The following is a 26267-nucleotide window of genomic DNA, read 5'->3' as shown; positions in this document are numbered from 1 at the left end:
GATCGCTGGCATCCAGGAGCGATCCTTGCTGCGCGACTGATTCATCGTGCAACGGTTGCAGCACACGAGGACAAGCAAAATGACGATCGAATTTACCGGCCGGCGCCATGTCGTGGCGGCGTCGCGTGTCGCATTCGAAGCGAAGATCCGCGGAAAAGAAGTCTGGTGCAGCGTATCGATGGATGCATTGAACGATCATTTCGGCAACACGGGCACCTCTTCCCACGAGTTGATCCAGTCATTCGAAGCGAACCGGCCGCGCATCGAAGCGGCCGCGCAGCGCGTGCTCGAGCGCAATGGCGGCCAGTCGGTCGAACTGGAAACGCGCGACCTCGATTAGCCGCGCCATGCTCGACGGCGCCCGCTTCAGCGCCTTTTGAAGAACAAATACGCGTTGTGCGAGTCCGACCATTCATTGACGTAGAGACGCCGGGCCATGTCTGGCGGGTGGCGGCGTATGCCTGTTGCCGCCGCGTCGGTGTGCGGCTTTGATGTGCGACGTCGGTCTGGCGTGTGACGTCGAGCTCGCTGACCTTGTGTGGGCGGCAAACGAATGCGTGGAAACATGCGGGGAAAGCCGCGATGCAGGCCGTCGGCAGGCGGGCAGCGCGCAACACAGCATGGGACGGCAAAGCCGGCCATGCGGCGTGCACAAGCGGCTGCCGGTGTTGCCGGTCTGGGCTCGCGCATGCTCGAGCGCAGAGTTGTCCGCTTCGACAGTAGAATCGCCTTGAAGGAGGAGAGTTGAGCGGGGGCGCCAACTTCGCAGCATGTCCGCTGCCCTTGCATGACCGGTAGCGGACGATGCGCGCAGGAAACTTCATCGTAACCGGCGGCAGTTGACCATTGCCGCGCTTGGCGTGCCATCGCGGCCGCGAGGAGATTGCATGAAAGTGCTTGCGGTTCACCCCAGTGGCTTGATGTACACCCGTGTGTTCCTGCGCCTGGAGCCTCTGGGTCTCGAAACCGTGGCGGCGGTGATCCGCGAAGCGGGCCATGACGTGTGCCTGCTCGACCTGCAAGTCGAGACGCATCGCGATCTCCATCGCCGCATACGCGACTGGCAGCCGGATGTGGTCTGTTTCTCCGGCAACTATCTCGCGAATATTCCTGAAATTGTCGACCTCGCGAAAGCGATCAAGCAGAAGCGGCCAGGCTGCTTCGTGTTTGTCGGCGGCCATAGCGTGTCGTTTGTCGCGGCCGATATGCTGCGCCATGCCGAAGGCGCGATCGACTGCGTGCTCAAAGGCGAAGGCGAGGCGTCGGTCGCATTGCTGCTCGACACGCTGCAACAGCGCGGCGACCTGCTGCGCGTGCCGGGCGTCGTGACGCGCGACGGCTCGGGACCGCCGCCGGGCCTTGTCGAATCGCTCGATCACATCCGTCCTGCGCGCGATCTGCTCAGGCATCGCCGCAAGTACTTTATCGGCGTGCTCGATCCTTGCGCGTCGATCGAATTTGCGCGGGGCTGCCCGTGGGATTGCACATTCTGCAGCGCGTGGACCTTCTACGGGCGCACGTATCGTTCGCGCAGCCCCGAGGTGATCGCGGACGAACTCGCGTCGCTTCGCGAACCGGGCGTGTTTATCGTCGACGATGTCGCGTTCGTGCATGCGGACCACGGTATGGCGATCGGCGAGGCGATCGAACGCCGCGGGATTCGCAAGAAGTATTACCTGGAGACGCGCGGCGACGTTCTGTTGCGCAACAAGGAGGTCTTTCAGTATTGGCGCACGCTCGGCTTGCAATACATGTTTATCGGCATGGAAGCGATCGACACGGCAGGCCTCGAAGCGTTTCGCAAGCGCATCGATATCGACAAGAATTTCGAAGCGCTCGAGTTCGCGCGCTCGCTCGGCATCACGGTCGCGATCAACCTGATCGCGGACCCCGACTGGGATCACGACCGTTTCGAAGCGGTGCGGCAATGGTGCCTCGATATTCCTGAAATTGTGAACATCAGTGTCAACACGCCTTATCCGGGCACCGAGATCTGGTTGCGCGAGCAACGGCGGCTGACGAGCCTCGACTATCGTCTGTACGACATCCAGCACGCGGTGCTGCCGACCCGCTTGCCACTGCCGGAGTTCTACCGGGAACTGGTCAATACGCAACAGGTGCTCAATCGCAAGCATCTCGGCTGGGCCGCGTTGCGTGGTGCGGCGAGCGAAGCGTGTCAACTGCTGTTGCGCGGCCAGACGAATTTCGTGCGGATGCTGTGGCGTTTCAATTCCGTGTTCGATCCGCGCCTGCAGCTTGCCGATCACGCGCGCGAAGTGCGCTATCAGATGACGCCGCCGCCCGAGACCTCGTCCACCGAAACGCGCACCAGTGCGAAGACGCTTTATATCCACGGCCCGGTCGGCCGCAAGGGCCGCAAGATCGACGACGCGACCGAGCAGTTCGTCGATCAGACGCGCATGGGCGCGGGCTGACGCAGGCCGTAGCCGCCGTGGCGTCGAAGGGCCGGCGTGCCGATGCATGCCGGCCCTTCGTGCTTTGGGCGATGCGCGCGCCGTATCGAATGGATCGTCGGGTACGGCGCTTACGGCGACGGCTAGCGTCTTTCGTTTACCGTGATCATCGGCTTTGCGACATCGTGCTGCGCGGCATCCGCAGTGTCCGTTTCATTCATTGAGCGGCCGGACTTCTGTTCGGCGGATAGCGTCTGCGTGCTGATGCCGCGCTGCGATACCGGTGCGCCGTCATTCGGCTGATAGTGGGGCGAAGGGCCGTAGCCGCTTGCGAAGACAGGCGCGCAGAGCGCGCGCAATGCGAATACGCAGGCGATCGAGCGGGCGATGGTGGTGAAACGGCTGCGAGTCATGATAGTGCTCCTGAAGAGTCGAACGGTCGAATGTCGGAGTGCTGCGCCGCCTGATGCCGATCAACCCCTCCGGGACGTGAAAAAACGTACGTGTTGATCGTTCAACTTCAAATCACGGATGACCGTTTCCGCGTGCATCGTCGTTTGCGTCGGATGCATGCTGTTGCAGCTGTACGTGGAAGTAGTATCTTGACAAAGACCTTACCGATGAATGATCTGGCCTCCACATTTTTTGCGCGAAACGCCAGAACTCGACCTCACGCAGGTTCGCAGGATTCACTGAACATGGATGCCGTATCCGACGTGCTGCGCTTCGTGCGCCTGTCCGGCGCGCTCTATCTGAACGGCGAATTCACCGCGCCGTGGTGCATGAGCGGTGAGCCGGACGCGACGTTGTGCGCGAGTTTCCTGCCGCGCGTCGAACGCGTGGTCTCGTATCATCTGATCACAGAGGGGCATTGCTGGGCGCAATTGCCGGGCGACCCCGCCTCGGCGATACGCGTCGAAGCCGGCGAATTGCTGGTCGTGCCGCAAGGCGAAGCACACGTGATGGGCAGCGCGCCCGATCTCACGCCCCTGCCTGCCGCGCCGTTGCTGGAGAGTCAGTTGCAGTCGTCGCCGGGTGACGTGCTGCGCCTGTCGCTCGGCGGCGGGGGCGAAAGCACGCGGCTGCTGTGCGGTTTTCTCGCCTGCGACGAAACGTCGAATAATCCGGTGTTGTCGGCGTTGCCGCGCATCTTCAAGATCGATATGCGCAACGATCCGCGCTCCGCGTGGCTCGAGGCATCGCTCGAATTCGCGACGGCCGAAGCCGCGCAGTGGCGGGCAGGCAGTGCGACGGTACTCGCGCGGCTCTCCGAACTGCTGTTCGTCGAAGCGGTGCGCCGCTGCATCGATGCGTTGCCGGCGGATCGCACGGGGTGGCTTGCGGGGGTGCGCGACCGCTTCGTCGGCCGCGCGCTGGCGAGCCTGCATGCACAGCCCGCATATGGCTGGACCGTCGACGAACTCGCACGCAAGGTCGGCCTGTCGCGCTCCGCTTTGGCGCAACGCTTTACCGATCTGCTTGGCCAGCCGCCGATGCAATATCTCGCGAGCTGGCGCCTGAGAATGGCCGCGCAGGAACTCGCGTCCGGCAGCAAGACGCTCGCCGCGGTCGCCGAGCAGGTCGGTTACGAATCGGAGGCAGCGTTCAATCGCGCGTTCAAACGGGAGTTCGGTATGCCGCCGGCGGGCTGGCGCAAGACCCGCGCTAAGGCGGATGGTTTTCATAACGCGCTGTAGCGTCGGCCGTGCGCACGTCTCACGCAGACTCCACCATCGACGCGTCGGCGCATGCAAAAAAATGCGCTGCTCGCAGTAGTCAGCGAGCAGCGCAAAGGGGACCACGGCCGGTCCCTGGGAGACTGTCCGATCAAAGGCAGCGCGCACTCTTGCCGCTGCCGGCGTTGCCGTGCCATCACCTGCCGTGGCGAAATTCAACCGCGTTGTTTGAGCACAGCCTGTCCATGCGTTAACCGGACAGCGCTTCGTTTATTCCCTGCACGTGTCGCGTTCAGTGCACGTCGCTCGCTGCAACTCGAAATCATTCGCATCGATATACGCTGAAATCGCATTGAGCAGCGCGCGGACGATGCGTATACGTAAGCCGATGCGTCGGCTATAACCGATGCGTCAACGGCTTCATACTTACATATGATTTACGCTAAAAGCCCTTGCGGATAGATTGAATCCGCTGTTTCAAGGGGGCGCGACGTCAGGCCCGCTTTGTCAATCCTCGGGAAGGATGTGCAGCTTGGTCACGGCTCCCTTTGTTTCGATCGTCGACGATGACGAATCGGTTCGGCTTGCTACAGCCAGCCTGATTCGATCATTGGGCTGGTCCGCGCAGGTCTATGCGTCCGCTGACGCGTTTCTGCGCTCGAACGCGTGCGTCAGCACAGCATGCGTGGTCTGCGATATCCAGATGCCCGGTATGACCGGTCTCGAGATGCAGGCACAACTGATCGCAAACGGCATGCGCTTGCCCATCATTTTCGTGACTGCGTTTCCTTCCGATGCGACACGACGCCGCGCTAGCGAGAATGGCGCGCGCTACTTTCTTCACAAGCCGATCGACGCGGCGGAATTCACGCGCTGCCTGCAGTCGATTCTCGGCTCCGGCGAGACTCGATAAGCGTCGTTGTCGATGCGTGCCTGGGCGCCGCGCGTGGATGCGTGAGTGTGAGCGAATTTTCTGGCGCATGCGCAGCGGAATAATCGGGCTCCGGCGGGGTTAACCGATATGACGACGCGTCATATCTTCCGGCACGACAAGCTGGAAGCTCGGATGAGCGGCCCGATTCGCGCGCGTCGCGGCGCAATGCTGTTGCCGCTGGTTTTCTTTATTGCTCGCGGTGGTGTCATCCGCTTCTTAGATGCAGTCGTGCGCACCGTTTGCCGAAAGAATACGGATGAATATGCCGATATCAGCGAGTCATAAAAAGGAATCCAGATGAACCGGCCGAAAGTTCCATCAGTACGCTGATGTCCGCGATGACCAGCCACGTTGTGCATCGCGTACGCGGAATGGGCAGTCGCGGCGACGAGCGGCGATCGACATTCAACGTCAGCGCTGTTTTCAGACACCGAACGCGACGGGCCCGCGCATGTCTGGATAACGTCAGTCGGCGCGTAAGGTCGTGCGGATTTGAAATAGCGTAGCGAATGTGAACTGGCGGGCGCGCTTTTTTGACTAAGTTCTGAAGTGACGGGTGCGGTCTGTCGGACCTGTCACGTCCTGCATCGAAGGAGGAAGTGATGCGAAAGCTTTTCCTGATCACGACGTCGGTGGCCGCGCTCGCACTGACCGGTGTTGTCACGAGCGCATCAGCCCAGTCGACCAACGCGCAGCCGTCGAGCGCACAACCCGCCAGCGCCGGAATGAGCGCGCCCGGCAATGCTTCCGGAGAGGGGCCCGGCATGACGGGGATGACGGCGAGCGGCACGTATCGACATGGCTGGCCCTGGTACAGTCACGGCAACAACGCGAGCAATTGCGTGGGCCCAATCAGCTTCTGCAATGTGTATTTCGGCGGAGGCTGAGCGGCATTGGACTCGCGGTCGCGCCGCAAGGCGCGCACGGCTCGAATGAGTCCCGACGCCCGCGTTTCTGCGCGCCGCTACTGCGCTGTTTGCTGGCGTTGATACTCGTGGTGCTTCATCTGGATGTAGTCGTCCTTCTCCACTTCATGCAACTGGCGCGGGTACGCTTCGGTTGCGTCGAACCAGCGGTTCAGCCGGGCGTCGAGGCGTTGGCCGGCCGGCAGCGATAACGACGCGAGATAGGCGTCGATCGCGAGGTAGTAGCGCATCGTGTTGCGCTCGACCAGCCCGCGTACGCCGCCGATATAGCCGCCGCTGTCGGCTGACTTCGAGAAGCCCACCTTGTCGCTGCCGATCGTGGCCAGATAGGTTTTCATCGCGAGCCGTCCGGCGGTGCCGTAACCATACGAATAGGTCAGGTGAATGAAGGTGTGCGTGCTGTCGATCGCGACCGCTTCCAGCACGATGTGATAGTCCTTCGTGCTCATCGGGCCTTTGTCCGCACTCAGGTCGACCCGGAAGTAATCGGCGCGCGCGACGTCCATGCGATAGTCGAACGTCACGCGAAACGTGGAAGAGAGTTTCTCCTCGACCTTTTTTCCCAGATTCACGTTGAGCGTGCTGCCGCCGCTACCATTGCCGGTCGTCGTCGCGTGGCAATACTTGATGTTCAGATGCAGGATCAGCACGTCGCACCAGTTTTCGGGGCCTTTGGCCGGATCGTTCAGCGCGCCGTTGACTGTGGCGAACGGATAGTCGACCACCGCATAGATGTCTCCCTTCAGTGCGTCCGGCGCTTCGGTCGAATCGAGATGAAGCGGACGATGAAACGGGTTGTTGGCAAGCTGTGGCGCGAGGCTCTGGTATGTGTCGCGAAGCGCGGCCTCGGTGTCCGCGCCGAATGACGGCTTAATGGGTATGACGCAGGCGAGCACGAGCATGAACCTTGCGGTGAGCGCTCGCATCCTTCTGCTTGCGTGCCCGGACGATATGCGCATGGTTATCCGCTGCGCGAATAGATCCATTTGATCAAGCCTCCTCCAAAGACGGTATGTAATGCCGCGTCGTGCGTCGCGAAGAACGACTCATGCGATGCACCAGAATAAAGCATACGCCATCCATTTACGTCACACGGATGTAATACCGGTAAAAGCTGTTCAATCGCAAACACGTCGTGGGCTCACCGGTCCGGCAGCGGAAATGCTCAGGAGTGGGAATAGTCGTACCGAGCCAGGTGTTCTGTTGATGACGTGTGACGTTGCCGCCATTCGATCGAACCGAACGGCGTAAGTCGACTCGGGCGTACCGGGTACCCATTGGTCCCGGACGGGCCGGAAAAGGAGGCAGAATGCAAAACTTGGTGCAGCACATCCATTCGAATGTGCGACTTCCGAAAATCACCTATCACTTCGCAGTTGAACCGGGCGAAGTGTTCTACTGGGATTGCGCCCCAGGTTCCGAAGTGCGCACGCTGAGCGAGCGCGTCTGGCTGACGCGCCCCGATTGCGACTACGACTACTGGCTCGAACCGGGTGGCGTGCTTCGCTTGCCGGAACGCGAACGCATCCGCATCAGCACCGACGCCGGTTGCACCGCGGAAATTTCGGTGACGAGCGACTACTTCGGCGCACTGGCGACGACCGATCGCTGGCTCGACCGGCTGGTGTCGATCTTCCGTTGCCGGCCGCGACCGTCGCTGCGACATTTGTGACCGGCAACGGCTGACCGATGGCCGTCATGCGAACATGCGTCTCTTTCCGGCCATCGGCTGGGGATGCACACCGCATCCATCGTTTCACACGACCCACAATGTGCATTCGCCGCGCGTCACGCTTTGCGTGACGCCGCGCCGGAACGCGAGCGTCCGTTTACGCGGCAGCGGCAGCGTGACGCCGACCGACTCGCCACCTTCCACACAGTCAATTAGCAACGTCTGCGAACGCTTCCACCAGGCGTTCCACTTCGGTCCGTGCCGGCGAGGCGCACGTCGCGCTCCTCGTTGACTGTTCCGATAGTCTGCGTATGCGTAGGCCTATCGCCTTCGCACGTGCCGACCTGTGACAGTCAATCGTGCGTTTCGGATAGGCATTGTGCAAAATCGCAGAAGGCGGCAGGCATCGCGCTTCATCATGCTGGGGCCTCGCGGATTTGCCGGCCCCCGACGGCCGGCCACGGGATTGTCACGCTGACGTCGTAACGCATTGATAGCGTTTATCGGCTCAATACTCGGGGACGTTGCGCGCGCAACGGTCAGCTTGCTGCATGGAGTGCGGTGGCTCTGCGGTGCCGCCGGATGATCGGCCCGCCGGCGGGCCCCCGGTTCGCCGTTACCCGGAAGGCCGGCCCCCGAAAACAGCCATGTGGCAGAACTTGCGGTGCGATTGGCATGGTTCGATGGATCGATCCCGTTGAGTGAATCATGGCGGTAAACGACACTTGTTGCGTAGTCCAGACAGGGTAAGCCGCCCGCTTCACAGAGTGCGGGCAGCGGACCGGAGGCCATCCAACCTTAGGAGCAACGCAATGAACAACGTCATCGCCGGCATCAAGATTCCCGACAGCAAGCTGGCGCGGGAAGCGACCGAACTGATTCGCGACACCGAATCCGATCTGCTGTTTCACCACTCGAGGCGGGTCTTCCTGTTCGGCGCGCTGACCGGCGAGCGCAGGAAGCTGAAGTACGACCCTGAGTTGCTTTATATCGGCGGCATGTTCCATGACATCGGTCTCACGCAGGCATACCGCACTTCGCAGGATCGTTTCGAAGTGAACGGCGCAAACGCCGCGGCCTCGTTCCTGCGTTCGCATGGTATCGCCGAAACGGATGTCGAAATGGTCTGGGATGCGATCGCGCTGCATACGACGCCGGGCATTCCTCCGTTCAAGAAGCCGGTTGTGCAACTGGTGACGGCCGGCGTCGAGATGGACGTGCTCGGCTTTGCGTACAACGAGTTCAGCGAAGAGCAGCGGCGTCAGGTGGTAGCCGCCCATCCGCGCGCGATGAATTTCAAGGAACAGATTATCGACGCCTTCAACGAAGGCATGAAGCATCGCCCGGAATCGACGTTCGGCACGGTCAACGACGACGTGCTCGCGTTGAAGGATCCGTCGTTCCGGCGCGTGAACTTCTGCAGCATCATCCTCGGCAATGCGTGGGTGGATGATGCGCACGGCTGCGCGCACTGCGATGACCCATCGCACAAGCATGGCTGACCGTGACACCGGCGTCGATTGCGCCGGCGCGCAGACTGGACGTTTTTGAACCAGCTTGGGTCAACATTTCAAAGGAATCCCCATGAGCAAACTCACCACCGCATTCGGCGCTCCCGTCGTCGACAATCAGAACACGCAGACCGCGGGCCCGCGCGGCCCGGCGCTGCTGCAGGACGTCTGGCTGATCGAGAAGCTCGCGCATTTCGCGCGCGAAGTGATCCCGGAACGGCGCATGCATGCAAAGGGTGCGGGCGCTCATGGCACGTTCACGGTCACGCACGACATCTCGAAGTACACGCGCGCGAAGATTTTCTCGGAGATCGGCAAGAAGACGCCGATGTTCGCGCGCTTCTCGACGGTGGCGGGCGAACGCGGCGCGGCGGATGCCGAGCGCGATATCCGCGGCTTCTCGCTGAAGTTCTATACGGACGAGGGCAACTGGGATCTGGTCGGCAACAATACGCCGGTGTTCTTTTTCCGCGATCCGCTCAAGTTTCCCGACCTGAACCATGCGATCAAGCGCGACCCGCGTACCGGGATGCGCAGCGCGCAAAACCAGTGGGACTTCTGGACGCAACTGCCCGAGGCGTTCCACCAGGTGATGATCATCATGAGCGAGCGCGGCATTCCGAAGAGCTTCCGGCATATGCACGGCTTCGGCAGCCACACGTACAGCTTTATCAATGCGCAGAACGAGCGCTTCTGGGTCAAGTTCCACTTCCGCACGCAGCAGGGCATTCAGAACCTGACCGACGCGGAAGCGGCGCAGGTGTGCGCGACCGATCGCGAAAGCAACCAGCGCGACCTGTACGAGAGCATCGAGCGCCGCGATTTCCCGCGCTGGACGCTCTATGTGCAGATCATGCCGGAGAAGGAAGCCGGTTCGTATCACATCAATCCGTTCGACCTGACCAAGGTCTGGCCGAAGAAGGACTATCCGCTGATCGAAGTCGGTGTGATGGAGTTGAACCGCAACCCGGAGAACTTTTTCGCGGAAACGGAGCAGGCCGCCTTTGCGCCGTCGAGCGTTGTGCCGGGCATCAGCTTTTCGCCGGACCGCATGCTGCAGGGGCGTCTCTTCTCGTACGCGGATGCACAGCGTTACCGGCTGGGGGCGAACTACTATCTGATTCCGGTCAATTCGCCGCAGTCGCCGGTGCACAGCTATCACCGCGACGGCACGATGCGCGTGGACGGCAACAAGGGCGGCACCGCTTCATATGAGCCGAATACGGTCGGCGAATGGCAGGAGCAGCCGGACTTCCGCGAGCCGCCGCTGTCGATCGAGGGTGCGGCCGATCACTGGAACCATCGCGTCGACGACGACTACTTCTCGCAGCCCGGCGCGCTGTTCCGCAAGATGACGCCGGCGCAGCAGCAGGTGCTGTTCGACAATACGGCGCGCGCATTGCAGGGCACGACAAAGGCGGTGCAGAGCCTGCACGTCGAGCATTGCACGAAGGCGGATCCGGCCTACGGCGCGGGTGTCACGAAGGCGCTGTCGGCAATTGAAGCGGGCAGGAAGGCGGGCTGAACGCGACTGCGGGAACGCTGAAGTCCGCTAGCACGAGTTGACTGTGCTAGCGGACTTGCCTGGATCAGTTGTGCGTGTCTTTTTGCATGGCCGCGACCGGACGCCTGGCGGTGTTCGGCCCGAAGCCGATATAGCGGAAGCGTTCTCGCTTGTGCTCTTCTTCGAAGTATCCGAGCGATGGCTTGATCAGATCGCTGCGCGATACGATGCCGGTCAGGCGCAACGACTTGCGATCGGCGACCACCGGCAGACGTTCGAGCCCGTGCACCGCGAGGCGTGTTGCGATCAGGCGGCAGGTTTCGTGCTGCAGCGCGACGACCGGCGTGTCCAGCAGCAGGTCGCCGATACGCATGTCGAGCGGATCGGCGACGATGTCGCGGGGCGCGTCATGGGCTGCAGAGGTGTTCGCCGTGGCGTTGGCCGCGGTCTCGCGAACCCGTTCCAGCGCGGCGCGGTCGATCACGCCGAGCACCGCTTCGTTGCGGATCACCGGGTACGCACGCCGTTTCTGCCGGGCGCCGAAGTAGGTGTCGAGCGCATCGCGCACCGTCACATTTGCATCGATGGCTTCGACGGTGCGCGACATCACTTCATCCACGTAATGACGCTCGAGCGGGTCGATGCCGTACTCGCGGTAGATGTGATAGCCGCGCCGCGCGATCTTTTCGGTCATGATCGAGCGCTTCATCACGACGGTCGAGAAACCATGCGCGACGAGCGTGGCCGCCAGCAGCGGCAGCAGCGCGTTGGCGTCGTGCGTGAGGCCGAACGCGAACACGATGGCGGTAAGCGGTGCGCCGAGCGTCGCGCCGAGCGTGGCCGCCATGCATACGAGCGGCCATAGCGCCGGCTCGTTGCCGGGCAGCACATGGCTAAGCACGGTGCCGAGGCCCGCGCCAAGCATCAAAAGCGGCGCAAGCACGCCGCCCGATGTGCCCGAGCCCAGCGCGATGACCCACATCACCGCTTTGACGATCAGCAATGCGACCGCGAGCTGCAACGCGATGTTCTGATGCAGCAGATCGCCGATCACGTCGTAGCCGACGCCGAGCGCGCGCGGTTCGACAAACCCGCCGATACCGACGACGAGGCCGCCGAGCGCTGGCCACCACATCCAGTGCAGCGGCAGCCGCGCGAACAGGTCTTCGACCTTGTAGAGTGCCGTGGACAGTCCCGACGCGAGCACGCCCGACAACAGCCCCGCGACCACGCAGGAGATGAGCGAGATGGCGCTCGGCTCCGCGGTCTGCAGTGGAAACAGCGGCCCGGTGCCGAAGAACAGCGCGCGTGCGAAGCCGGCCACCGCGCATGCGAGTGCGACCGGCAAAAAGCTGCGCGGACGCCATTCGAACAGCAGCAGTTCGACCGCGAGCAGCACGGCGGCCACCGGCGTACCGAACACCGCGGTCATGCCGGCCGCCGCGCCGGCGACGAGCAGCGTCTTGCGTTCGGCCGCGGTGACCTTGAAGCATTGCGCGAGCAGCGAGCCGAGCGCGCCGCCCGTCATGATGATCGGACCTTCCGCGCCGAATGGACCGCCGCTGCCGATCACGATGCCCGACGACAGCGGCTTCAACAGCGCGACTTTCGGCGACATGCGGCTTTTGCCGAACAGGATGGCCTCGATTGCCTCGGGAATACCGTGGCCGCGAATTTTCTCCGAGCCGTAGCGCGCCATCATGCCGACGATCAGGCCGCCCGCGACCGGAATGAGCACGACCCACGCGCCGAGCGTGTTGAGCGCGGGCGAATGGTCGGCAAAGGAAAAGCTGCCGTAGAAGAACAGGTTTGTGAACAGGTGGATCAGGCTCAGCAATACGAATGCGGCTAGCGTGCTGAGCGCGCCGATCACCACGGCAAGCGCGGAAATGCCGGGCAGACGGGCGTTGCTGGAAAAATCGCGCTTGTGGGCGTCGAGACTCATGATGTTTACAGATCGATTTGCGGAATCGTGAACGCGCCCTTGAGCGATTTCAGCTCGGCGCGATGCAGTTCGGCAAGGCGCGCGAGTACGCGCTCGCCGGCTTTGAGCAGGTGCACTTCAACTTGCCGTCGATCGGACTCGCTGACGCGGCGCTCGACAAGCCCGAGCGCTTCGCAGCGCGATACCAGAGCGACCACGCCGTGATGCTGGGCCTGCAGGCGCTCCGCCAGCTCGCCGATGGTCGCCCATGCGCGGTCCGGATAGCCTTTGACATGCAGCAGCAACAGGTATTGCAGCGGCGTGATGCCTTCGCCTTGCGCGGCCTGTTCGGAGAAACGTTCGAAACGCCGCATCTGGTAGCGGAATTCCGATAGCTGCTCGAAGTCGGTCTTGGTCAACTCACGTGCGAGGGTTTTCATGCGGGCGTGTCGAACAGAAGGAAACCGTTAATATATCACGAGGTGATATAAAAAATGACGAGATGGCCGGCACGGAACGGGCCCGGCTGGCGACGATGCGCTGACCGTCGTGACGGCCATTCGCTATCGCCGCTGTTTCGTGCGTTTTTTGCGAGCCGCTCAGGCGGCCCGGTAATCGGGCGCACGCGTGCGGCGATACAGCCCGGAGATCAGATCGGCTTGCGTGATGATGCCGGCGAGGCGCCGATGCGCATCGAGCACCGGAATATGGTGGTGCCCATGGGTCGCGAACAACGGCACGAGTTCGACGATCGGCGTGTTGACGGAAACCGTGTGGACCTCGGAGGTCATCAGCGCCTTGACGCTGGTCCGGCGCACGGGCCGCGCGATGCCGAGGCCCGTGCGACGTGCGAACCAGCGCCGCGACCACCGTCGGATAAAGCGCGGTGCGCGGTCCGACGTGCTGCCGGCGAGGTTCGCACGCGTCAGGATGCCGATCACGCGCCGGTCTTCGGTAATCACCGGCAACGCCTTGATGCGATGCTGGTTCAGCAGATACGACGCGGTGCCGGCCGTCGTACCCTCGGTGACGGTGATGACCGGATTCGACATGACGTCGCGGCACGTGAGTTCACCGAAGTTGCGCGCATAGGCTTGCATTTCGGTTTCACGCAATAGCGTTTCGAGGTCGTCGGAGCTTACGTCGAGCAGTTCGCTGCGACGGCGCAGTACCGCTTCGAGGTCCGCGCGCAGCGACGGATGATGCGTGGCCGGATCGGCGCTCGCCGTTTCGCGCGAGACCAGCGCGACATGCGGATAACGGTGTCCGGTAATCGCGTGGTAAAACAGCGCGGAGCCGAACAGCATGAACGACTGCACGAACACCGGTTCGAGCACGAAGCGGAAACCGAGTGCGTGAATGGCGGGGCCGCCGAGCACGGCAGTCAGCGCAACCGCGCCGGATGGCGGGTGCACGCAGCGGAACGTGAACATCGCGGCAATCGCGCTGGCGACCGCCAGTGCGCAGGCGATGACCGGATCCGGAATCAGCGCCGCGCACGTGACGCCGACCGTGGCCGACACCAGATTGCCGCCGATCAGCGACCAGGGTTGCGCAAGCGGGCTCGCGGGCACGGCGAACAGCAGTACCGCAGACGCGCCCATCGGCGCGATCAGCATGGGAAACGCCGCGTTGGAACCGAACACCACCTGCATCAGCGTGGCGGTCAGTGCGAGACCGACGAACGCGCCGGCCGCCGAGCGCAGCCGCTCGGGCCACTTGAGAAGAACGGGGCCGGGCACAAAGCTGCCGAGCCAGCGAATCACGTTGGTGCGGGTCACGATGAGCGGATATGGAAAGAGTGAAGGGCGAAAGCGCCGGACTCGGTGAATAGCGAGGCAAGCAACGGGCGAACAGCGAGCAAACAACGGTGCTGCCAGCCAGATTCAGAGCCGGGCCTCCTCCGCGATGTTATAGAGAACGACGTTCGAGATGGGTCGAACACGGCTCATAATTATATTTCAATGTGATATAAATTGAAAATCTCGTGGAAACCCGGGGTGATTGAAAAAGCCATCCGTCAAGGCCTTGCAGCACAAAGACAGCATGCCCGGCTCGCTGAAACGGGTCACGGCATGACATAAAATGAAAGAGGGACATTCCGGATGGACATCCGGGAGCCAGAGCGGAGGGCGTCATTTACAGGCGCCTCGACGCTCAGGGAAGGAGGCATCGTGATGATCACATTTCAATCCCGCGCCACGCCCGACGTGGTGATGTTGAGGGATCTCGCTCAATATCTGCTGGGTCTGGTCGGCAAACGGCTCGATACGCGCGGCGTCATTCCACATGATGAATTGCCCGGCGCGATCAGCCGCCTCGAAACGGCGATTTCAGATGACGACAAGGCGGAAGCCGCGCTGGAAGCGCTGCATGACGCGCGCGATCGCAACGAGGACGCGGGCGGCGGGCTTGCGCAGCGCGCCTGGCCGTTTCTCGACATGATGCGCGAAGCGTACCGTCAGGACGCCGATATCAGCTGGGGGTTGTAGCACCCTCAAAGCGGGAAGCGGGCGCGTCAGGTCCGGTTCAGCGCCGGGTCCGCGCGCAGCCGCTCGATCGCAAGGTCGAGAAACGCGCGTACTTTTTGCGTGGCATGACGTCCTTCGCGATGCACGACGTGAATCGGCAGCGGCGCCAGTTCGTACTGCTCGAGCAGCACTTGCAGTGTGCCGGCGCGCAGATGGCTCGCGACCTGGTACGAGAGCGGCCGCACGATGCCGAAACCGGCGGCGGCCGCGGCGATTGCCGCATCGTTAGTCGTGCTGGTCATGCGCGGCTGCACGCGCAGCGTGTACGGGCGGCGCTCGACGTTGAAGCGCCACTCCGGCGCCGTCGACGCGGCATGCGTCGAGACGATCGTGTGCGCATCGAGGTCGTCGGGCACGAGCGGTGTGCCGCGGCGTTCGAGATACGCCGGCGACGCGCATACGACACGCCGCACCGAGCCGACGCGAATGGCCTGCAGCGACGAGTTCGGCAGCTCGCCGATGCGCACCGCGACGTCGATGCCCTCGTCGACGAGATTGACGACACGGTCGAGAAACCAGCAGTTCACATCGACTTCCGGATAGCGCGTCAGATACTCGACGACGATCGGCGTCACATACGCGGCGCCGAACAGCACCGGCGCGGTGATCGTCATCACGCCGCGCGGCGCGGTGTGTTCGCCGGTGGCCGATTGCTCCGCTTCATCGATTTCGCCGAGAATGCGCCGGCAGTTCTCGAAGTAGGACGCGCCGGTGTCGGTCAGGCGCACGATGCGCGTGGTGCGCGTGAGCAGGCGCGCGCCGAGATGTTCCTCGAGTTCGGTGACGATGCGGCTCACCACCGACGGCGACACGTTGAGCTTGCGTGCGGCCGCCGAAAAGCCGCCGGTCTCGGCGACCGTGACGAAGGCGGTCATTGCCTGCAGTCGGTCCATGCCGTGGTGTCCGTAATTTCAGTGACGTGCTGTTGTGTCCGCCGTATCGGTCATGCCGCGTCGGAGCGGATCTTCAGATTGATCGGCATGCTGCTCGGCTTCATGATGAAGTCGTTGATTTCCTCGACTTCCGACGGGTCGACGGCGAGCGTCACCTCGAAGTTCGCGACCAGCATCGACAGCGCAGCGCGCATTTCGACGCCGGCCAGATGCCGCCCCGGGCACACGCGCGGTCCCGCGCCGAATTGCAGGTAGGCGCGCGGTTCGTGTGCGCCGCGCGCCGGGTCGCGTGCCTGCAGCCAGCGGTCCGGGTCGAAGCGTTCGGGGTTCACGAAATTGTTCGGGTCGTGCATCGGCGGACGATTCAGAAAGAACATGAAGGTGCCGGCCGGCACCCGCACGTCGCCCATCATCACATCCTCGAGCGGTTCGTACGAGCTGAGCGCGGCCACCGGCTTGAAGCGGCCCGCTTCGGTGCTGACCGCTTCGAACAGGTCGAGCTCCTTGAGCTTCGCATAGTCGGTGCACACCGGCGCGTCGCCGAGCACCGCGCGCGCCACATTCAGCAGTCGCGCCTGCAACGGCTGCTCGGTGGCGATAAACAGCGTCGACCACGCGAGCGAATTGGCGGTGGTGTCTTCGCCGGCCAGCAGCATCGTCAGTACATTGGCGGCGACCTGATCGTCGGTGATGCCGGAAGCGGGCTGATCGCGCATCGCGAGCATCGCTTCGATCAGATTGCGCGGCGTCTCCGCCGGCTCGTCGCGCATGCGTTCGCGCGCACGCTCCATCATTTGCCGCACATAGCGGTGAATTTCGACGAGCGCGCGGTCGAGCCGCCGGTCTTGCGGCAGCTTCACGTAGTGCCAGTATGGAAACGGCGCCTGGGTGCGCGACATCAGCATCGGCATGACCAGCTTCAGGTGCTCCTGGATCACGTTGCCGTCGCGCTCGAGCGTGCGCGGGTCTTCGCCGAACGCGAGCGCGCTCGTCACGTCGACCGAGTAGCGCTTCATCTCTTCGACCATGTCGACCGTACGCTGCTCGCGCGCCGCGCGCAGCCAGCGCTGGTGCAGCCGGCCGGTGATCTCGGCGAGCGTCGGGTAGACCGCGCGGATTTGCGGGATCGACAACGCTTGCATGACGAGCCGGCGCTGCGGTTCCCACGCCGCGCCTTCCGCCGAGAAGAGGCCGTTCGCGCCGAACTCGGTGAGGACCGCTTCGACCGGTTTGAAGCGGCGATAGCGGTGTGGACGCTCGCGCGAGATGCTTTGCACGTGGTTCGTGTCGCCGAGCACGACGATCTGCTTGCCGAACATGCGGAACACGTATGGCGTGCCCAGTTCGCGGCCCCAGCGTTCGAGATCCGTGTGAAACGTGCGCAGCGAGAGTTGATGCAGGTTGCCGATTAACGGCATCGCGCCTTTCGGCGACGGCAGATCGCTGAGTTGGCGCACCCGTGCGCCGTCGGTCTGATTCGTGTTGCCGCTTGCGGTGCTGCTCATGGATGGTCTCCGGTGGAGCGCGAGGCGTTTCCCAAACGCGCCGTGAATCGCGGGTTCGTTATAGCCAGCCCGCGTATGCGAAATTCTGCTCGGATCAATACTTCGGCGCCATTGTATGCGGTTGGCAAGTCTTTGCGCGATGCGAGGCGTGCGCCGCGTGCGAGGATACCGGCAAACGCTGGCATATCGGGAACAGAACGTGCATGATCCGTTCACGTGCGGATAGCCGGTCGCGCCGCGGCTAGCCGTGCGTCCCACTGTTTTCGACGCATCGTTTCCGGAGAATCGAGCATGGAACCCAAAGACGCAGCCAATCCGTTTGCCGAATTCAACAAGATGCTGGAGCAGTTCAAATTACCCGGTTTCGATGTCCCGGCGGTGATGGAAGCACGGCGCAAGGACGTCGAAGCGCTGATCGCCGCGAATCAGACCGCGCTGCAGGGCATGCAGTCGCTTGCGCAACAGCAGGCCGACATGTTGCGTTCGACGCTTGGCGAATTGCAGTCGCTCGCGGCAAAGCACGCGGCTGGCGGCGGCGTGCCGTCCGCGCAAACCGCCGAACTCGTTCAGCAGACGCTGCATAAGGCGCTTGCCGACATGCAGCAGCTCGCGCAGGCCGCGTACCGGTCGCAGGCCGATTCGTATGCGGTGATCGCGAAGCGGGTGGAGGAGAACGTGCAGGAGTTGAAGGCGCTGCTGCAGAAGAAGACGTAAGCGGGGCGTTCGGCGAGTGAAGCGGGCGGGTACGCGCGGCGGTGCTGCTATGCGCGGTCTGCGTTGATGCGAGCGCGGCGCATTCGTTCGGCGGCGGCGCTTATTCGCACCCCGCTCCCCGTCGCGCCGCGACCGTTTAGTGTGCCGCGTCGCCGGTATCTGCGATGCCCGTGTGCGGGCTTGCGCCGGTCTGACGTGCCGCCGCGGCGGCGGCGATCACCCGATGCACGAAACGCAGCTTGTCGACCACCGGCGGCGCCACCGCGAACGGATACCCGTCGGCCATGCCGAGGCTGCGGTTCAGTCCATTGAGGACATACGTCAGCGGAAACCAGCGCTGCATCAGATTATCGAAGCTCGCCTGTGCGACCGGAGTCTGGTCGGTCAGCGTGAGATCGTGCGGGCCGCCCGGCAGCAGCGCAAGACCATAGGACGTCGCCGTGTCGAGCACGTCGACGATCAGCAGGTAGTGCGCCCAGGTCTCCGACCAGTCTTCCCACGGGTGCATCGTTGCGTAGGCGCTGATGTACCGCTGCGGCCAGTCGGCGGGCGCGCCGTACCGATAGTACGTGTCGAGCGCCGCCGCATAGCCGGCCCGCTCGTCGCCGAAGCATTGGCGAAAGGGCGCGAGCCATTGTGTGCCCGCGATCAACTGCTCGAAATAGTAGTGGCCGGACTCGTGGCGGAAGTGCCCGAGCAGCGTCCGGGACGGCTCGCCCATCGCGGTGCGCATCCGTTCGCGTTCGGCGTCGTCCGCTTCGGCGATGTTCAGCGTGATGCGGCCGTTCAGGTGCCCGGTGATGATCCGCTCGCCGTTGACGGGGTCTTCGAGAAACTCGAATTCGAGCCCGTGCTGCGGGTCGGACGCGCGCGATGCGAAGCCGAGGCCCAGTTGGACGAGCGTATACAAAAGCCGCCGTTTCGCGACTTCAAGCCGGTACCAGTAATAGCGGTTGTCCGGCACGTTCAGGTTGGGAATGGTGTGCGTCAGCCGGCACGAGCGGCACAGCGGCGCCGGGTCGTCGGCCGGCAGCATCCAGTTGCAGACGTTTTCGACCGCGTAGTTATGGCATGGCCGGTACATCCGGCCGGCCGTGTCCGGGTGCAGACTGCGCCACAAACCGCCGTCCGCTTCTTCGAACGAGCTGATTTCGCGCAACTCCGGCACGAAGCCGAGCCTTGCGCCGCAGCGCTCGCAACGGATGTTCTCGAAGAACACACGTTGGCCGCACCGATTGCAGTGAAAGGGTTTCATCGCGTCTGCCGTGAGTTTACCGTCCGCAGGATACGGCCCGTGCTGATGGGCCGCAAGGTTCGCGCCCGTATCGGGACGGGGAGGACGGGCGGCGTTGTAATCGTCCCGTCAGCTTCGATGAAGGACGCCCGCCGGACATTTTTCCGCGAACGACATTGACAGTGTGCGTACGCACATATACACTTCCGGACATGAACAAGCCAATCGCCCATGACGACTGCAACTGCTTCGCGCTGCGCCAGGCAGCGCGTTATGTGACGCAGGTCTACGAACGGCATCTGAGCCGGGTCGGCCTGACGGCGGCGCAGTTCACCATCATGGCGAAGCTTGCGCGCAAGCCGGACCTGACCATGGTCGACCTCGCCGATCTGATGGTGATGGAGCGTACCACGCTGGTCCGCGCATTGAAGCCGCTGCAGCGTGACGGGCTGGTGGTCAGCGAGCCATCCGAGCACGATGGGCGCACCTATCTGTTCAACTTGTCCGATGCGGGCAAGCGTCTTTTCGAGCAGGCGGCCGTCGCATGGCGCGACGCGCAGGACGAATTCGAATCGAAGTTCGGCCGGGCTCGCGCAAAGGCGTTGCGCAGCGAACTGTTCAATCTCACTGCTTGATTTTCCGGCCGGGCGAGCCCGGTTTTCGATTCCATGACACGGTGTTTGTGTATATGCACTTAGATGAAAATCCGATGCCCGGGCAATTGCCTCCTGATGACGATTGCTTCGCGATCCGCCAGGCCGCGCGCTATGTGTCGCAGTTGTACGACCGCCATCTCGGCAAGGCGGGTCTGAAGATCACGCAGTATTCGATCATGAACCGGATCCGGCGCAAGCCCGGCATCACGATGAAGGAACTGGCCGACGGGATGGTGATGGAGCGCACGACGCTGGTCCGGGCGATCCAGCCGCTGCAGCGCGATGGGTTGGTGCGCGGCGACGTGTCGGAGATGGACCATCGCGCGTTGAAGATGCATTTGACGCCGGCGGGTCTCGCGAGGCTGGAGACGGCATCGGACCACTGGTACGCGGCGCAGGATGAATTCGAGCAGCGCTTTGGCAAAGAGCGCGCTGAAGCGCTGAGGCAGGAACTGTTCGCTTTGACGAAGAAGCGGAATTAACCAGGGATGGCGCCCCACGGCGCATTTTTTCAACTATTTAAAGTGCATACGCACACAAAATCATGAGCTCAACTCCATCGACAGTTGCGCCGCCGACCGTAGCCGGTACCGCGCAAAAGACGCGCCGCATTCCATGGATGTGGCTGGCGGTACTTTGCGTCGTGGTGACGGTGGCCGGCGCCGGGTCGTACTGGTACTTCGTCGGCCGCTTCATCGAAACCACCGACGATGCGTATGTCGGCGGCGACGTCACCGTGATGGCGCCGCGCGTGAGCGGCTTCGTCACCGACGTGGCGGTGCAGGACAACCAGTATGTGCATGCGGGCCAGTTGCTGATCCGTATCGACTCGCGCGACTACGATGCGCGCCTCGCGCAGGCCAATGCCGACGTGCTGGGCGCGCAGGCGGCTGTCACCGAGCTCGAGGCGAGGCGCTCGCTGCAACTGGCGGTGATCAACGAACGCTCGGCCGGCGTGCATGCGTCGGGCGCGGAGCTCACGCGCAGCGCCGCCGACCAGTACCGCTACCGCGAACTGGTGAAAGACGAGGCCGTGTCCGACCAGGTGGTCGAGCGCGCGGATGCCGACCTGCAGAAGGCGCGCGCCGCGCTCGACAGCAGCAGCGCGGCGCTCACCGCCGCGCAGCGTCAGCTCACCGTGTTCGATGCGCAGATCGCCGATGCGCAGGCGCGCGTGGCGACCGCGCAGGCTGCGCAGCGGGTCGCGCAACTGAACGTCGAATACACGACGATCCGCGCGCCGGTCGACGGCTATGTCGGCAATCGCACCGCGCGGGTGGGCATGCTCGCGAACGTCGGCGTGTCGCTGCTGACCGTGGTGCCGGCGCATGGCCTGTGGGTCGATGCGAACTTCAAGGAAGACCAGCTCAAACAGATGCAGGCGGGCGACCGCGTCGACGTGCAGCTCGACGCATCGAGCGCGCCGCTCACCGGCGTGGTGCAGAGTCTCGCCCCGGCGACCGGCGCCACCTTCAGCATCCTGCCGGCGGAGAACGCGACCGGCAACTTCACGAAGATCGTGCAGCGCGTGCCGGTGCGGGTGGTGCTCGACGTGCCGAAGAACGGGATGCACGTGCTGCGGCCGGGACTTTCGGCGACGGTGAAAGTGCATCTGGACAAACAGCGCTCTGGCGCCTGATCGAACCGTCGACGACTTCGCATCGCACGCCCCCGGAGACTGCTCACCATGACCCACCCCGCGCAAGCGCCGATCGACCCGATGAATCTGCCGACTCGCGAGAAGGTGTTCGCGTTCACGCTGATGTGCGTCGGCTTTTTTATGGCGACCCTCGATATCCAGATCGTCGCGTCGTCGCTGAGAGACATCGGCGGCGGACTGTCCGCGAGCCAGGACGAATTGTCCTGGGTGCAAACCGCGTATCTGATTGCCGAGATTCTGGTCATTCCGATGTCCGGCTGGCTCACGCGCGTGTTCTCGACGCGCTGGCTGTTCACCGCATCGGCCTTCGGCTTCACGGTGACGAGCATGCTGTGCGGCCTCGCATGGGACATCAATTCGATGATCATCTTTCGCGCGCTGCAAGGCGCGCTCGGCGCGGCGATGATCCCGACCGTCTTCACGACCGCATTCATGATGTTTCCGGGCAGTCAGCGACTGATTGCATCCACCACGATCGGCACGCTTGCGACGATCGCACCGACCATCGGCCCGGTGATCGGCGGCTGGGTGACCGATCAATGGTCGTGGCATTGGCTGTTCTATCTGAATCTCGCGCCGGGCGTGCTGGTCACGGTGCTCGTGCCGAAGTTCGTGCACGTCGACCGTGCCGACGTGTCGTTGCTCAAGCGCGGCGACTATCTCGGCATCGTGCTGATGTGCGGTTTTCTCGGCTGCCTCGAATACGTGCTCGAGGAAGGGCCGCGCAAGAACTGGTTCGGCGACGACGCGATTCTCGCGTGTGCATGGATTGCCGCGATTTCAGGCTTCCTGTTCCTCGTGCATGCGTTCACCGCGAAAGAGCCGATCGTCGATCTGAAAGCGCTGGCGTTGCGCAACTTCGGTATCGGCAGCCTGCTGTCGTTCGTGACGGGCATCGGCATCTTCTGCATGGTGTATCTGACGCCCGTGTTCCTCGCGCGCGTGCGTGGCTTCGATTCGCTGCAAATCGGCCTCGCGCTGCTGTCGGTCGGCGTTTTTCAGCTGATCGGACTGGTGATGTATTCGACGGCAGCGCGTTTTATCAATCTGCGCATATTGCTCGTGTTCGGTCTGATCCTGTTCGGCCTCGGCTGCTATCTGTATGTGCCGATCACGCACGATTGGGGCTGGCGCGAACTGCTGGTTCCGCAGGCGCTGCGCGGCTTCGGTCAGCAGTTCTGTATCGCGCCGATTGTCACGATGGCGCTCGGCTCGCTGCCGCAATCCCGGCTCAAGTCGGCAAGCGGCCTGTTCAATCTGATGCGCAACCTGGGCGGCGCGATCGGTATCGCGGTGGTCAGCACGATGCTGAACGACCGGCTGAACCTCCACTACGAACGGCTCGACTCGCACGTGACGGCGGGCCGGCCGATCGTCGAGTCGTTCCTGCGCGGCGGCGCCGCTCAACTGACCGCGGCGGGCGGCGATGTCGTCAACGGTGTGCAAGGCAGCGTCGTGGTGCTGCATCAATTGCTGATGCGCGAGGCGCTGACGCTGACTTTCGCCGATACGTTTCTTGCGGTGGCGCTGTGCTTTGGCGTGGCGCTGCTCGCGATGCTGTTTTCAAAGCCGTTCAGCGTGAATGGCGCGCCGCCGCCCGACGCTCATTGAAGGAACCGACATGAAACCGATTCTTCTGAAAGTGCTGGCCGCCGCAGCTGTGCTGACGCTCGCGGCTTGCGCGGTGCAACCCGCGACGCACAACGATTTACCGCAGACCGTCAAAACCATCGCGCCGCCCGCATGGAGCGTCGACGCCCCGCAGGACGCAATCGACGCGAATACCTGGTGGACGCAGTTCGGCGATCCGGCGATGCACGAACTCGTGCAGTCGGTGCTGAACGGCAACCTCGACGTGAAAGCGGCCGTCGAGCGTGTGAAGCAGGCTCAGGACGACGTGAAAGTGCGCCACTCGGCGCTGCTGCCCGAGCTCGACGCCACTGCGAACCTCGCCCATACGCGGCAGATCCTGCCGCCGCCGCTCGGCTACGTCGACGCGGCCGGCGCGGGCCTTGCCGCCAGCTGGGAGCCGGATGTGTTCGGCGGCGAGCGGCTGGCGGTGCTCGCCGCGCAGGCCCAGGTGTCGGGCCGCCAGTCCGCGCTCAACGAACTGCGCCTCGCGCTGGCGGCCAATACCGCGGCCGCCTATATCAACCTGCGCTGGGCGCAATCCGAATGGCAGATCCTCAGCGATAACGAACAGATCCGCAGCCGCGCGCTGAAACTGACTCAGGACCGGCTGCGCTACGGCCTGTCGACGCAGCTCGACGTCGCGCGCGCGCAGAACCAGTTGCAGGACCTGCAGGCGCGCATGCCGCGCGTGCAGTCGGAGATCCAGCATCAGTTGAGCCTGATCGCGGTGTTTTCGGGGCGCACGCCGGAGAGCGTCAGCCAGCTCGTGCTGACCGATGCGCGCCCGATTCCGGCGCCCTCGCAGGGGGTGCCCGTGACGCTGCCGTCCGACGCGCTGCTGCGCCGCCCGGACGTGCGCAACGCGTACGCGAAAGTCGAGCAGCGTGCCGCGGAGGTGGGGGTGTCGCGTGCGGAGCGCTATCCGAAGTTCGAGCTCAATCTGAGCGACGGGCTGCTTGCCGCGTCGTGGGTGGGCACCCCGACGCTGACCGACAACCTGTTCAGCGCCGCGCTGAGCGCGACCAGCCCGATCTTCAACGCCGGCCGCATCACCGCGAATATCGACGCGAGCGAGAGCCGCATGCGCGAATCGCAGCTTGCGCTGGACCAGACGATGCTCAACGCACTGAAGGAGATCGAGGATACGCGCAGCGACCTGGTGAGCGGTGCGACCCAGGTGGAGCGGCTGGGTGGGGCGCTAGGCGCTTCCGACAAGGCGCTGAAGCTGTCGACGCAGCTGTACAAGGGCGGCGCGTCGAGCTTCCTCGACGTGCTCGATGCGCAGCAGGCGTATCTGATCGATGCCGAAGCGCTGAACGAAGCGAAACGCTCGCACGCGCAGGCGGCGGTCGCGCTCTACCGCTCGCTTGGCGGCGGCTGGGATGCGACGGCGGCGGACGCGTCGGCTGCGAATGCGAGCCAGCCGGCCGATGTGAAGCAAGCGGCGACACCGGCGGCCCAGCCGGCTTCTGTGACGCCGCCGGCGCAGCCTTCCGCGGCTGCCGTCGCCGTCAACTGATCGTGTTGACTGGGCGTGTCAACTGAGCGTGTCAACTGAGCGATGCGACGCCAGCCTCGCTTCTCGCGAGGCGAGCCGCCGCACGAATCAAGGCGCCTCGCCGCGGCGAGGCTTTTACGTGTCTGACTTCCGTGTGAGGAACAGCGATGACTACTCGAGATATCGTGATCAGCAACCCGGTTAGAACCGCGATCGGCGCATTCGGCGGCACGCTGAAAGACGTGCCCGCCACCGAACTCGGTGCGCTCGTGGTGCGCGAAACGGTGCGCCGCGGCGGCGTCGAGGCGGGCAAGCTCGGCTCGGTCGTGATGGGCAATGTCGTGCAGGCCGGCAACAAAATGAACCCGGCGCGCCAGGCGGCGATCGGCGGCGGCGTGCCGGTGTCGGTGCCGTCGCAGACGGTCAATCGCGTGTGCGGCTCGGGCGCGCAGGCCATCGTATCGGCTGCGCAGGAGATCTGGCTCGGCTTCGGCGAACTCGCCGTGGCGGGCGGCATGGAGAATATGGATCGCGCGCCGTATCTGCTCGACAAAGGCCGCTGGGGTTACCGGATGGGCAACGCGCAGATCTACGACAGCGCGTTGCAAGACGGTCTCCTCGACGCGTTTTCGAGCGAGCATTCGGGCTGGCATACCGAAGATCTCGTGACGCAGCTTTCCATCACCCGCGACGCGCAGGACCGCTGGGCCGCGCGTTCGCATCAGCGCTTCGCGGCCGCGCAAGCGCGCGGCGCATTCGAAGCGGAACGGGTGCCGGTCGAGGTGCAGGGCCGCAAGGAAACCATCCAGTTTCTGCAGGATGAGCAGCTGCGCCCGGATACGACCGTCGAAACGCTAGCCAGACTGCGCCCGGCGTTTCGGCGGGACGGCACGATTACCGCCGGCAACGCGCCGGGTCTGAACGCCGGCGCCGCGGCGATGCTGGTGGCCGAGCGCGCTTACGCGGAAGCGAACGGCATCGAGCCGCACGCGCGGCTCGTCGCATACGGTGTCGCGGCGGTCGAGCCGGGCATGTTCGGTCTCGGGCCGGTGCCGGCGGTGCGCATGGCCATCGAGCGCGCCGGATGGAAGCTCGCCGATGTCGAACGCTTCGAGATCAACGAGGCCTTTGCCGCGGTGCCGCTTGCGATCATCCAGCAACTGGGCCTCGCTGAAGACGTGGTGAATGTCGACGGCGGCGCGGTGGCGCACGGTCACCCGATCGGTGCGACCGGCGCGATTCTGACCACTCGCCTGATCCATTCGATGCGTCGCGATGGCATCAAGCGCGGCATTGTCACGCTGTGCATCGGCGGTGGCCAGGGCATCGCGCTCGCGCTGGAAATGCTCTGACGCACGCAGGCGTGCGCGCCATCGCGCACGC

Annotated in this window: 25 protein-coding genes; 17 read left to right on the top strand and 8 right to left on the bottom strand. The window is 63.8% G+C overall.

The genetic code is table 11. The features are described from left to right. The first annotated feature begins 79 nt into the window (after positions 1 to 79). Both HV675_RS07270 and hpnR read left to right on the top strand, forming a co-directional pair. Complete coding sequence (locus HV675_RS07270; protein ID WP_175110202.1) at positions 80 to 340, top strand: DUF1488 family protein; 261 nt, start codon at positions 80 to 82, stop codon at positions 338 to 340. A gap of 547 nt (positions 341 to 887) precedes the next feature. Beyond that, positions 888 to 2435, top strand: coding sequence for a hopanoid C-3 methylase HpnR (hpnR, locus tag HV675_RS07265; protein ID WP_175110201.1), 1548 nt, complete (start codon positions 888 to 890; stop codon positions 2433 to 2435). A gap of 122 nt (positions 2436 to 2557) precedes the next feature. On the opposite strand, the gene HV675_RS07260 is transcribed toward hpnR, so the two are convergent. Then, a complete protein-coding gene (locus HV675_RS07260; protein ID WP_175110200.1) occupies positions 2558 to 2827 on the bottom strand; it encodes a hypothetical protein in 270 nt (89 codons plus the stop codon). Between the two features lie 285 nt (positions 2828 to 3112). Between HV675_RS07260 and HV675_RS07255 the strand changes: the two genes are divergently transcribed. The 4 genes from HV675_RS07255 (at position 3113) to HV675_RS07240 (ending at position 5911) form a co-directional block, all read left to right on the top strand. Then, positions 3113 to 4111 (top strand): AraC family transcriptional regulator, encoded by a 999-nt coding sequence (locus HV675_RS07255; protein WP_175110199.1) that lies wholly within the window; start codon positions 3113 to 3115, stop codon positions 4109 to 4111. A gap of 511 nt (positions 4112 to 4622) precedes the next feature. Next, on the top strand, positions 4623 to 5003 hold the full coding sequence (locus tag HV675_RS07250; protein ID WP_377700747.1) for a response regulator transcription factor: 381 nt from the start codon (positions 4623 to 4625) through the stop codon (positions 5001 to 5003). Positions 5004 to 5156: 153 nt separating this feature from the next. After that, on the top strand, positions 5157 to 5309 hold the full coding sequence (locus HV675_RS07245) for a hypothetical protein (protein ID WP_175110197.1): 153 nt from the start codon (positions 5157 to 5159) through the stop codon (positions 5307 to 5309). A 317-nt stretch (positions 5310 to 5626) separates the two neighbouring features. Continuing rightward, complete coding sequence (locus tag HV675_RS07240; RefSeq protein ID WP_175110196.1) at positions 5627 to 5911, top strand: hypothetical protein; 285 nt, start codon at positions 5627 to 5629, stop codon at positions 5909 to 5911. Between the two features lie 77 nt (positions 5912 to 5988). Here HV675_RS07240 and HV675_RS07235 read toward each other — a convergent pair whose 3' ends face one another. Next, positions 5989 to 6876, bottom strand: coding sequence for a hypothetical protein (locus HV675_RS07235; RefSeq protein ID WP_377700748.1), 888 nt, complete (start codon positions 6874 to 6876; stop codon positions 5989 to 5991). Between the two features lie 383 nt (positions 6877 to 7259). Here HV675_RS07235 and HV675_RS07230 point away from each other — a divergent pair, with 383 nt between their 5' ends. From HV675_RS07230 to HV675_RS07220, 3 genes are all read left to right on the top strand, one after another. After that, the gene (locus HV675_RS07230) at positions 7260 to 7622 is read left to right on the top strand and encodes a DUF2917 domain-containing protein (RefSeq protein WP_175110195.1); all 363 of its coding nucleotides are present in this window, start codon (positions 7260 to 7262) and stop codon (positions 7620 to 7622) included. 812 nt (positions 7623 to 8434) lie between these two features. Next, a complete protein-coding gene (locus tag HV675_RS07225; protein WP_175110194.1) occupies positions 8435 to 9124 on the top strand; it encodes an HD domain-containing protein in 690 nt (229 codons plus the stop codon). Positions 9125 to 9206: 82 nt separating this feature from the next. After that, on the top strand, positions 9207 to 10658 hold the full coding sequence (locus HV675_RS07220) for a catalase (RefSeq protein ID WP_175110193.1): 1452 nt from the start codon (positions 9207 to 9209) through the stop codon (positions 10656 to 10658). Positions 10659 to 10722: 64 nt separating this feature from the next. Here the strand turns inward: HV675_RS07220 and HV675_RS07215 are convergent, their stop codons facing one another. The 3 genes from HV675_RS07215 to HV675_RS07205 form a co-directional block, all read right to left on the bottom strand. After that, positions 10723 to 12582, bottom strand: a complete 1860-nt coding sequence (locus HV675_RS07215; RefSeq protein ID WP_175110192.1) for a chloride channel protein — start codon at positions 12580 to 12582, stop codon at positions 10723 to 10725. 5 nt (positions 12583 to 12587) lie between these two features. Continuing rightward, positions 12588 to 13001: a MarR family winged helix-turn-helix transcriptional regulator gene (locus HV675_RS07210; RefSeq protein ID WP_175110191.1), complete on the bottom strand. Its 414-nt coding sequence runs from the start codon at positions 12999 to 13001 to the stop codon at positions 12588 to 12590. Positions 13002 to 13160: 159 nt separating this feature from the next. Further along, positions 13161 to 14342: an HPP family protein gene (locus tag HV675_RS07205; RefSeq protein WP_175110190.1), complete on the bottom strand. Its 1182-nt coding sequence runs from the start codon at positions 14340 to 14342 to the stop codon at positions 13161 to 13163. Positions 14343 to 14735: 393 nt separating this feature from the next. Between HV675_RS07205 and HV675_RS07200 the strand changes: the two genes are divergently transcribed. Further along, positions 14736 to 15053 (top strand): DUF1840 domain-containing protein, encoded by a 318-nt coding sequence (locus HV675_RS07200; protein ID WP_175110189.1) that lies wholly within the window; start codon positions 14736 to 14738, stop codon positions 15051 to 15053. A gap of 26 nt (positions 15054 to 15079) precedes the next feature. On the opposite strand, the gene HV675_RS07195 is transcribed toward HV675_RS07200, so the two are convergent. Together HV675_RS07195 and HV675_RS07190 are read right to left on the bottom strand one after the other, a co-directional pair. Next, entirely contained in the window at positions 15080 to 15985 is a 906-nt protein-coding gene (locus HV675_RS07195; RefSeq protein WP_175110188.1) for a LysR family transcriptional regulator, read from the bottom strand. 50 nt (positions 15986 to 16035) lie between these two features. Continuing rightward, positions 16036 to 17490, bottom strand: a complete 1455-nt coding sequence (locus tag HV675_RS07190; RefSeq protein ID WP_175110187.1) for a cytochrome P450 — start codon at positions 17488 to 17490, stop codon at positions 16036 to 16038. Between the two features lie 291 nt (positions 17491 to 17781). On the opposite strand from HV675_RS07190, the gene phaP reads away from it, so the two are divergent. Then, positions 17782 to 18204: a phasin family protein gene (phaP, locus tag HV675_RS07185; protein WP_175110186.1), complete on the top strand. Its 423-nt coding sequence runs from the start codon at positions 17782 to 17784 to the stop codon at positions 18202 to 18204. A gap of 136 nt (positions 18205 to 18340) precedes the next feature. Here the strand turns inward: phaP and HV675_RS07180 are convergent, their stop codons facing one another. Then, positions 18341 to 19459, bottom strand: a complete 1119-nt coding sequence (locus HV675_RS07180; protein ID WP_175110185.1) for a zinc-binding metallopeptidase family protein — start codon at positions 19457 to 19459, stop codon at positions 18341 to 18343. 191 nt (positions 19460 to 19650) lie between these two features. On the opposite strand from HV675_RS07180, the gene HV675_RS07175 reads away from it, so the two are divergent. The 6 genes from HV675_RS07175 (at position 19651) to HV675_RS07150 (ending at position 26236) form a co-directional block, all read left to right on the top strand. Continuing rightward, positions 19651 to 20073: a MarR family winged helix-turn-helix transcriptional regulator gene (locus HV675_RS07175; protein WP_175110184.1), complete on the top strand. Its 423-nt coding sequence runs from the start codon at positions 19651 to 19653 to the stop codon at positions 20071 to 20073. A gap of 53 nt (positions 20074 to 20126) precedes the next feature. Next, a complete protein-coding gene (locus HV675_RS07170; protein ID WP_175110183.1) occupies positions 20127 to 20576 on the top strand; it encodes a MarR family winged helix-turn-helix transcriptional regulator in 450 nt (149 codons plus the stop codon). 62 nt (positions 20577 to 20638) lie between these two features. Beyond that, a complete protein-coding gene (locus HV675_RS07165) occupies positions 20639 to 21733 on the top strand; it encodes an HlyD family secretion protein (RefSeq protein ID WP_175110182.1) in 1095 nt (364 codons plus the stop codon). 48 nt (positions 21734 to 21781) lie between these two features. Then, positions 21782 to 23365: a DHA2 family efflux MFS transporter permease subunit gene (locus tag HV675_RS07160; RefSeq protein ID WP_175110181.1), complete on the top strand. Its 1584-nt coding sequence runs from the start codon at positions 21782 to 21784 to the stop codon at positions 23363 to 23365. Positions 23366 to 23375: 10 nt separating this feature from the next. Next, complete coding sequence (locus HV675_RS07155) at positions 23376 to 24905, top strand: efflux transporter outer membrane subunit (RefSeq protein ID WP_175110180.1); 1530 nt, start codon at positions 23376 to 23378, stop codon at positions 24903 to 24905. Positions 24906 to 25051: 146 nt separating this feature from the next. Further along, positions 25052 to 26236 (top strand): thiolase family protein, encoded by a 1185-nt coding sequence (locus HV675_RS07150; protein ID WP_175110179.1) that lies wholly within the window; start codon positions 25052 to 25054, stop codon positions 26234 to 26236. Positions 26237 to 26267: the final 31 nt, after the last annotated feature.

The organism is Paraburkholderia solisilvae, from assembly GCF_902859875.1.
Lineage (GTDB): Bacteria > Pseudomonadota > Gammaproteobacteria > Burkholderiales > Burkholderiaceae > Paraburkholderia > Paraburkholderia solisilvae.
Note: the sequence above shows the minus strand (reverse complement) of the source record. Positions and strands in the feature narration are given on the sequence as shown.

What these genes read in the sequence shown, in the direction of transcription:
- HV675_RS07270 (WP_175110202.1), top strand. Translation starts at nt 80, where the DNA reads ATGACGATCGAATTTACCGGCCGGCGCCATGTCGTGGCGGCGTCGCGT.
- hpnR (WP_175110201.1), top strand. Translation starts at nt 888, where the DNA reads ATGAAAGTGCTTGCGGTTCACCCCAGTGGCTTGATGTACACCCGTGTG.
- HV675_RS07260 (WP_175110200.1), bottom strand. Translation starts at nt 2,827, where the DNA reads ATGACTCGCAGCCGTTTCACCACCATCGCCCGCTCGATCGCCTGCGTA.
- HV675_RS07255 (WP_175110199.1), top strand. Translation starts at nt 3,113, where the DNA reads ATGGATGCCGTATCCGACGTGCTGCGCTTCGTGCGCCTGTCCGGCGCG.
- HV675_RS07245 (WP_175110197.1), top strand. Translation starts at nt 5,157, where the DNA reads ATGAGCGGCCCGATTCGCGCGCGTCGCGGCGCAATGCTGTTGCCGCTG.
- HV675_RS07240 (WP_175110196.1), top strand. Translation starts at nt 5,627, where the DNA reads ATGCGAAAGCTTTTCCTGATCACGACGTCGGTGGCCGCGCTCGCACTG.
- HV675_RS07235 (WP_377700748.1), bottom strand. Translation starts at nt 6,876, where the DNA reads ATGCGAGCGCTCACCGCAAGGTTCATGCTCGTGCTCGCCTGCGTCATA.
- HV675_RS07230 (WP_175110195.1), top strand. Translation starts at nt 7,260, where the DNA reads ATGCAAAACTTGGTGCAGCACATCCATTCGAATGTGCGACTTCCGAAA.
- HV675_RS07225 (WP_175110194.1), top strand. Translation starts at nt 8,435, where the DNA reads ATGAACAACGTCATCGCCGGCATCAAGATTCCCGACAGCAAGCTGGCG.
- HV675_RS07220 (WP_175110193.1), top strand. Translation starts at nt 9,207, where the DNA reads ATGAGCAAACTCACCACCGCATTCGGCGCTCCCGTCGTCGACAATCAG.
- HV675_RS07215 (WP_175110192.1), bottom strand. Translation starts at nt 12,582, where the DNA reads ATGAGTCTCGACGCCCACAAGCGCGATTTTTCCAGCAACGCCCGTCTG.
- HV675_RS07210 (WP_175110191.1), bottom strand. Translation starts at nt 13,001, where the DNA reads ATGAAAACCCTCGCACGTGAGTTGACCAAGACCGACTTCGAGCAGCTA.
- HV675_RS07195 (WP_175110188.1), bottom strand. Translation starts at nt 15,985, where the DNA reads ATGGACCGACTGCAGGCAATGACCGCCTTCGTCACGGTCGCCGAGACC.
- HV675_RS07190 (WP_175110187.1), bottom strand. Translation starts at nt 17,490, where the DNA reads ATGAGCAGCACCGCAAGCGGCAACACGAATCAGACCGACGGCGCACGG.
- phaP (WP_175110186.1), top strand. Translation starts at nt 17,782, where the DNA reads ATGGAACCCAAAGACGCAGCCAATCCGTTTGCCGAATTCAACAAGATG.
- HV675_RS07180 (WP_175110185.1), bottom strand. Translation starts at nt 19,459, where the DNA reads ATGAAACCCTTTCACTGCAATCGGTGCGGCCAACGTGTGTTCTTCGAG.
- HV675_RS07175 (WP_175110184.1), top strand. Translation starts at nt 19,651, where the DNA reads ATGAACAAGCCAATCGCCCATGACGACTGCAACTGCTTCGCGCTGCGC.
- HV675_RS07170 (WP_175110183.1), top strand. Translation starts at nt 20,127, where the DNA reads ATGCACTTAGATGAAAATCCGATGCCCGGGCAATTGCCTCCTGATGAC.
- HV675_RS07165 (WP_175110182.1), top strand. Translation starts at nt 20,639, where the DNA reads ATGAGCTCAACTCCATCGACAGTTGCGCCGCCGACCGTAGCCGGTACC.
- HV675_RS07160 (WP_175110181.1), top strand. Translation starts at nt 21,782, where the DNA reads ATGACCCACCCCGCGCAAGCGCCGATCGACCCGATGAATCTGCCGACT.
- HV675_RS07155 (WP_175110180.1), top strand. Translation starts at nt 23,376, where the DNA reads ATGAAACCGATTCTTCTGAAAGTGCTGGCCGCCGCAGCTGTGCTGACG.
- HV675_RS07150 (WP_175110179.1), top strand. Translation starts at nt 25,052, where the DNA reads ATGACTACTCGAGATATCGTGATCAGCAACCCGGTTAGAACCGCGATC.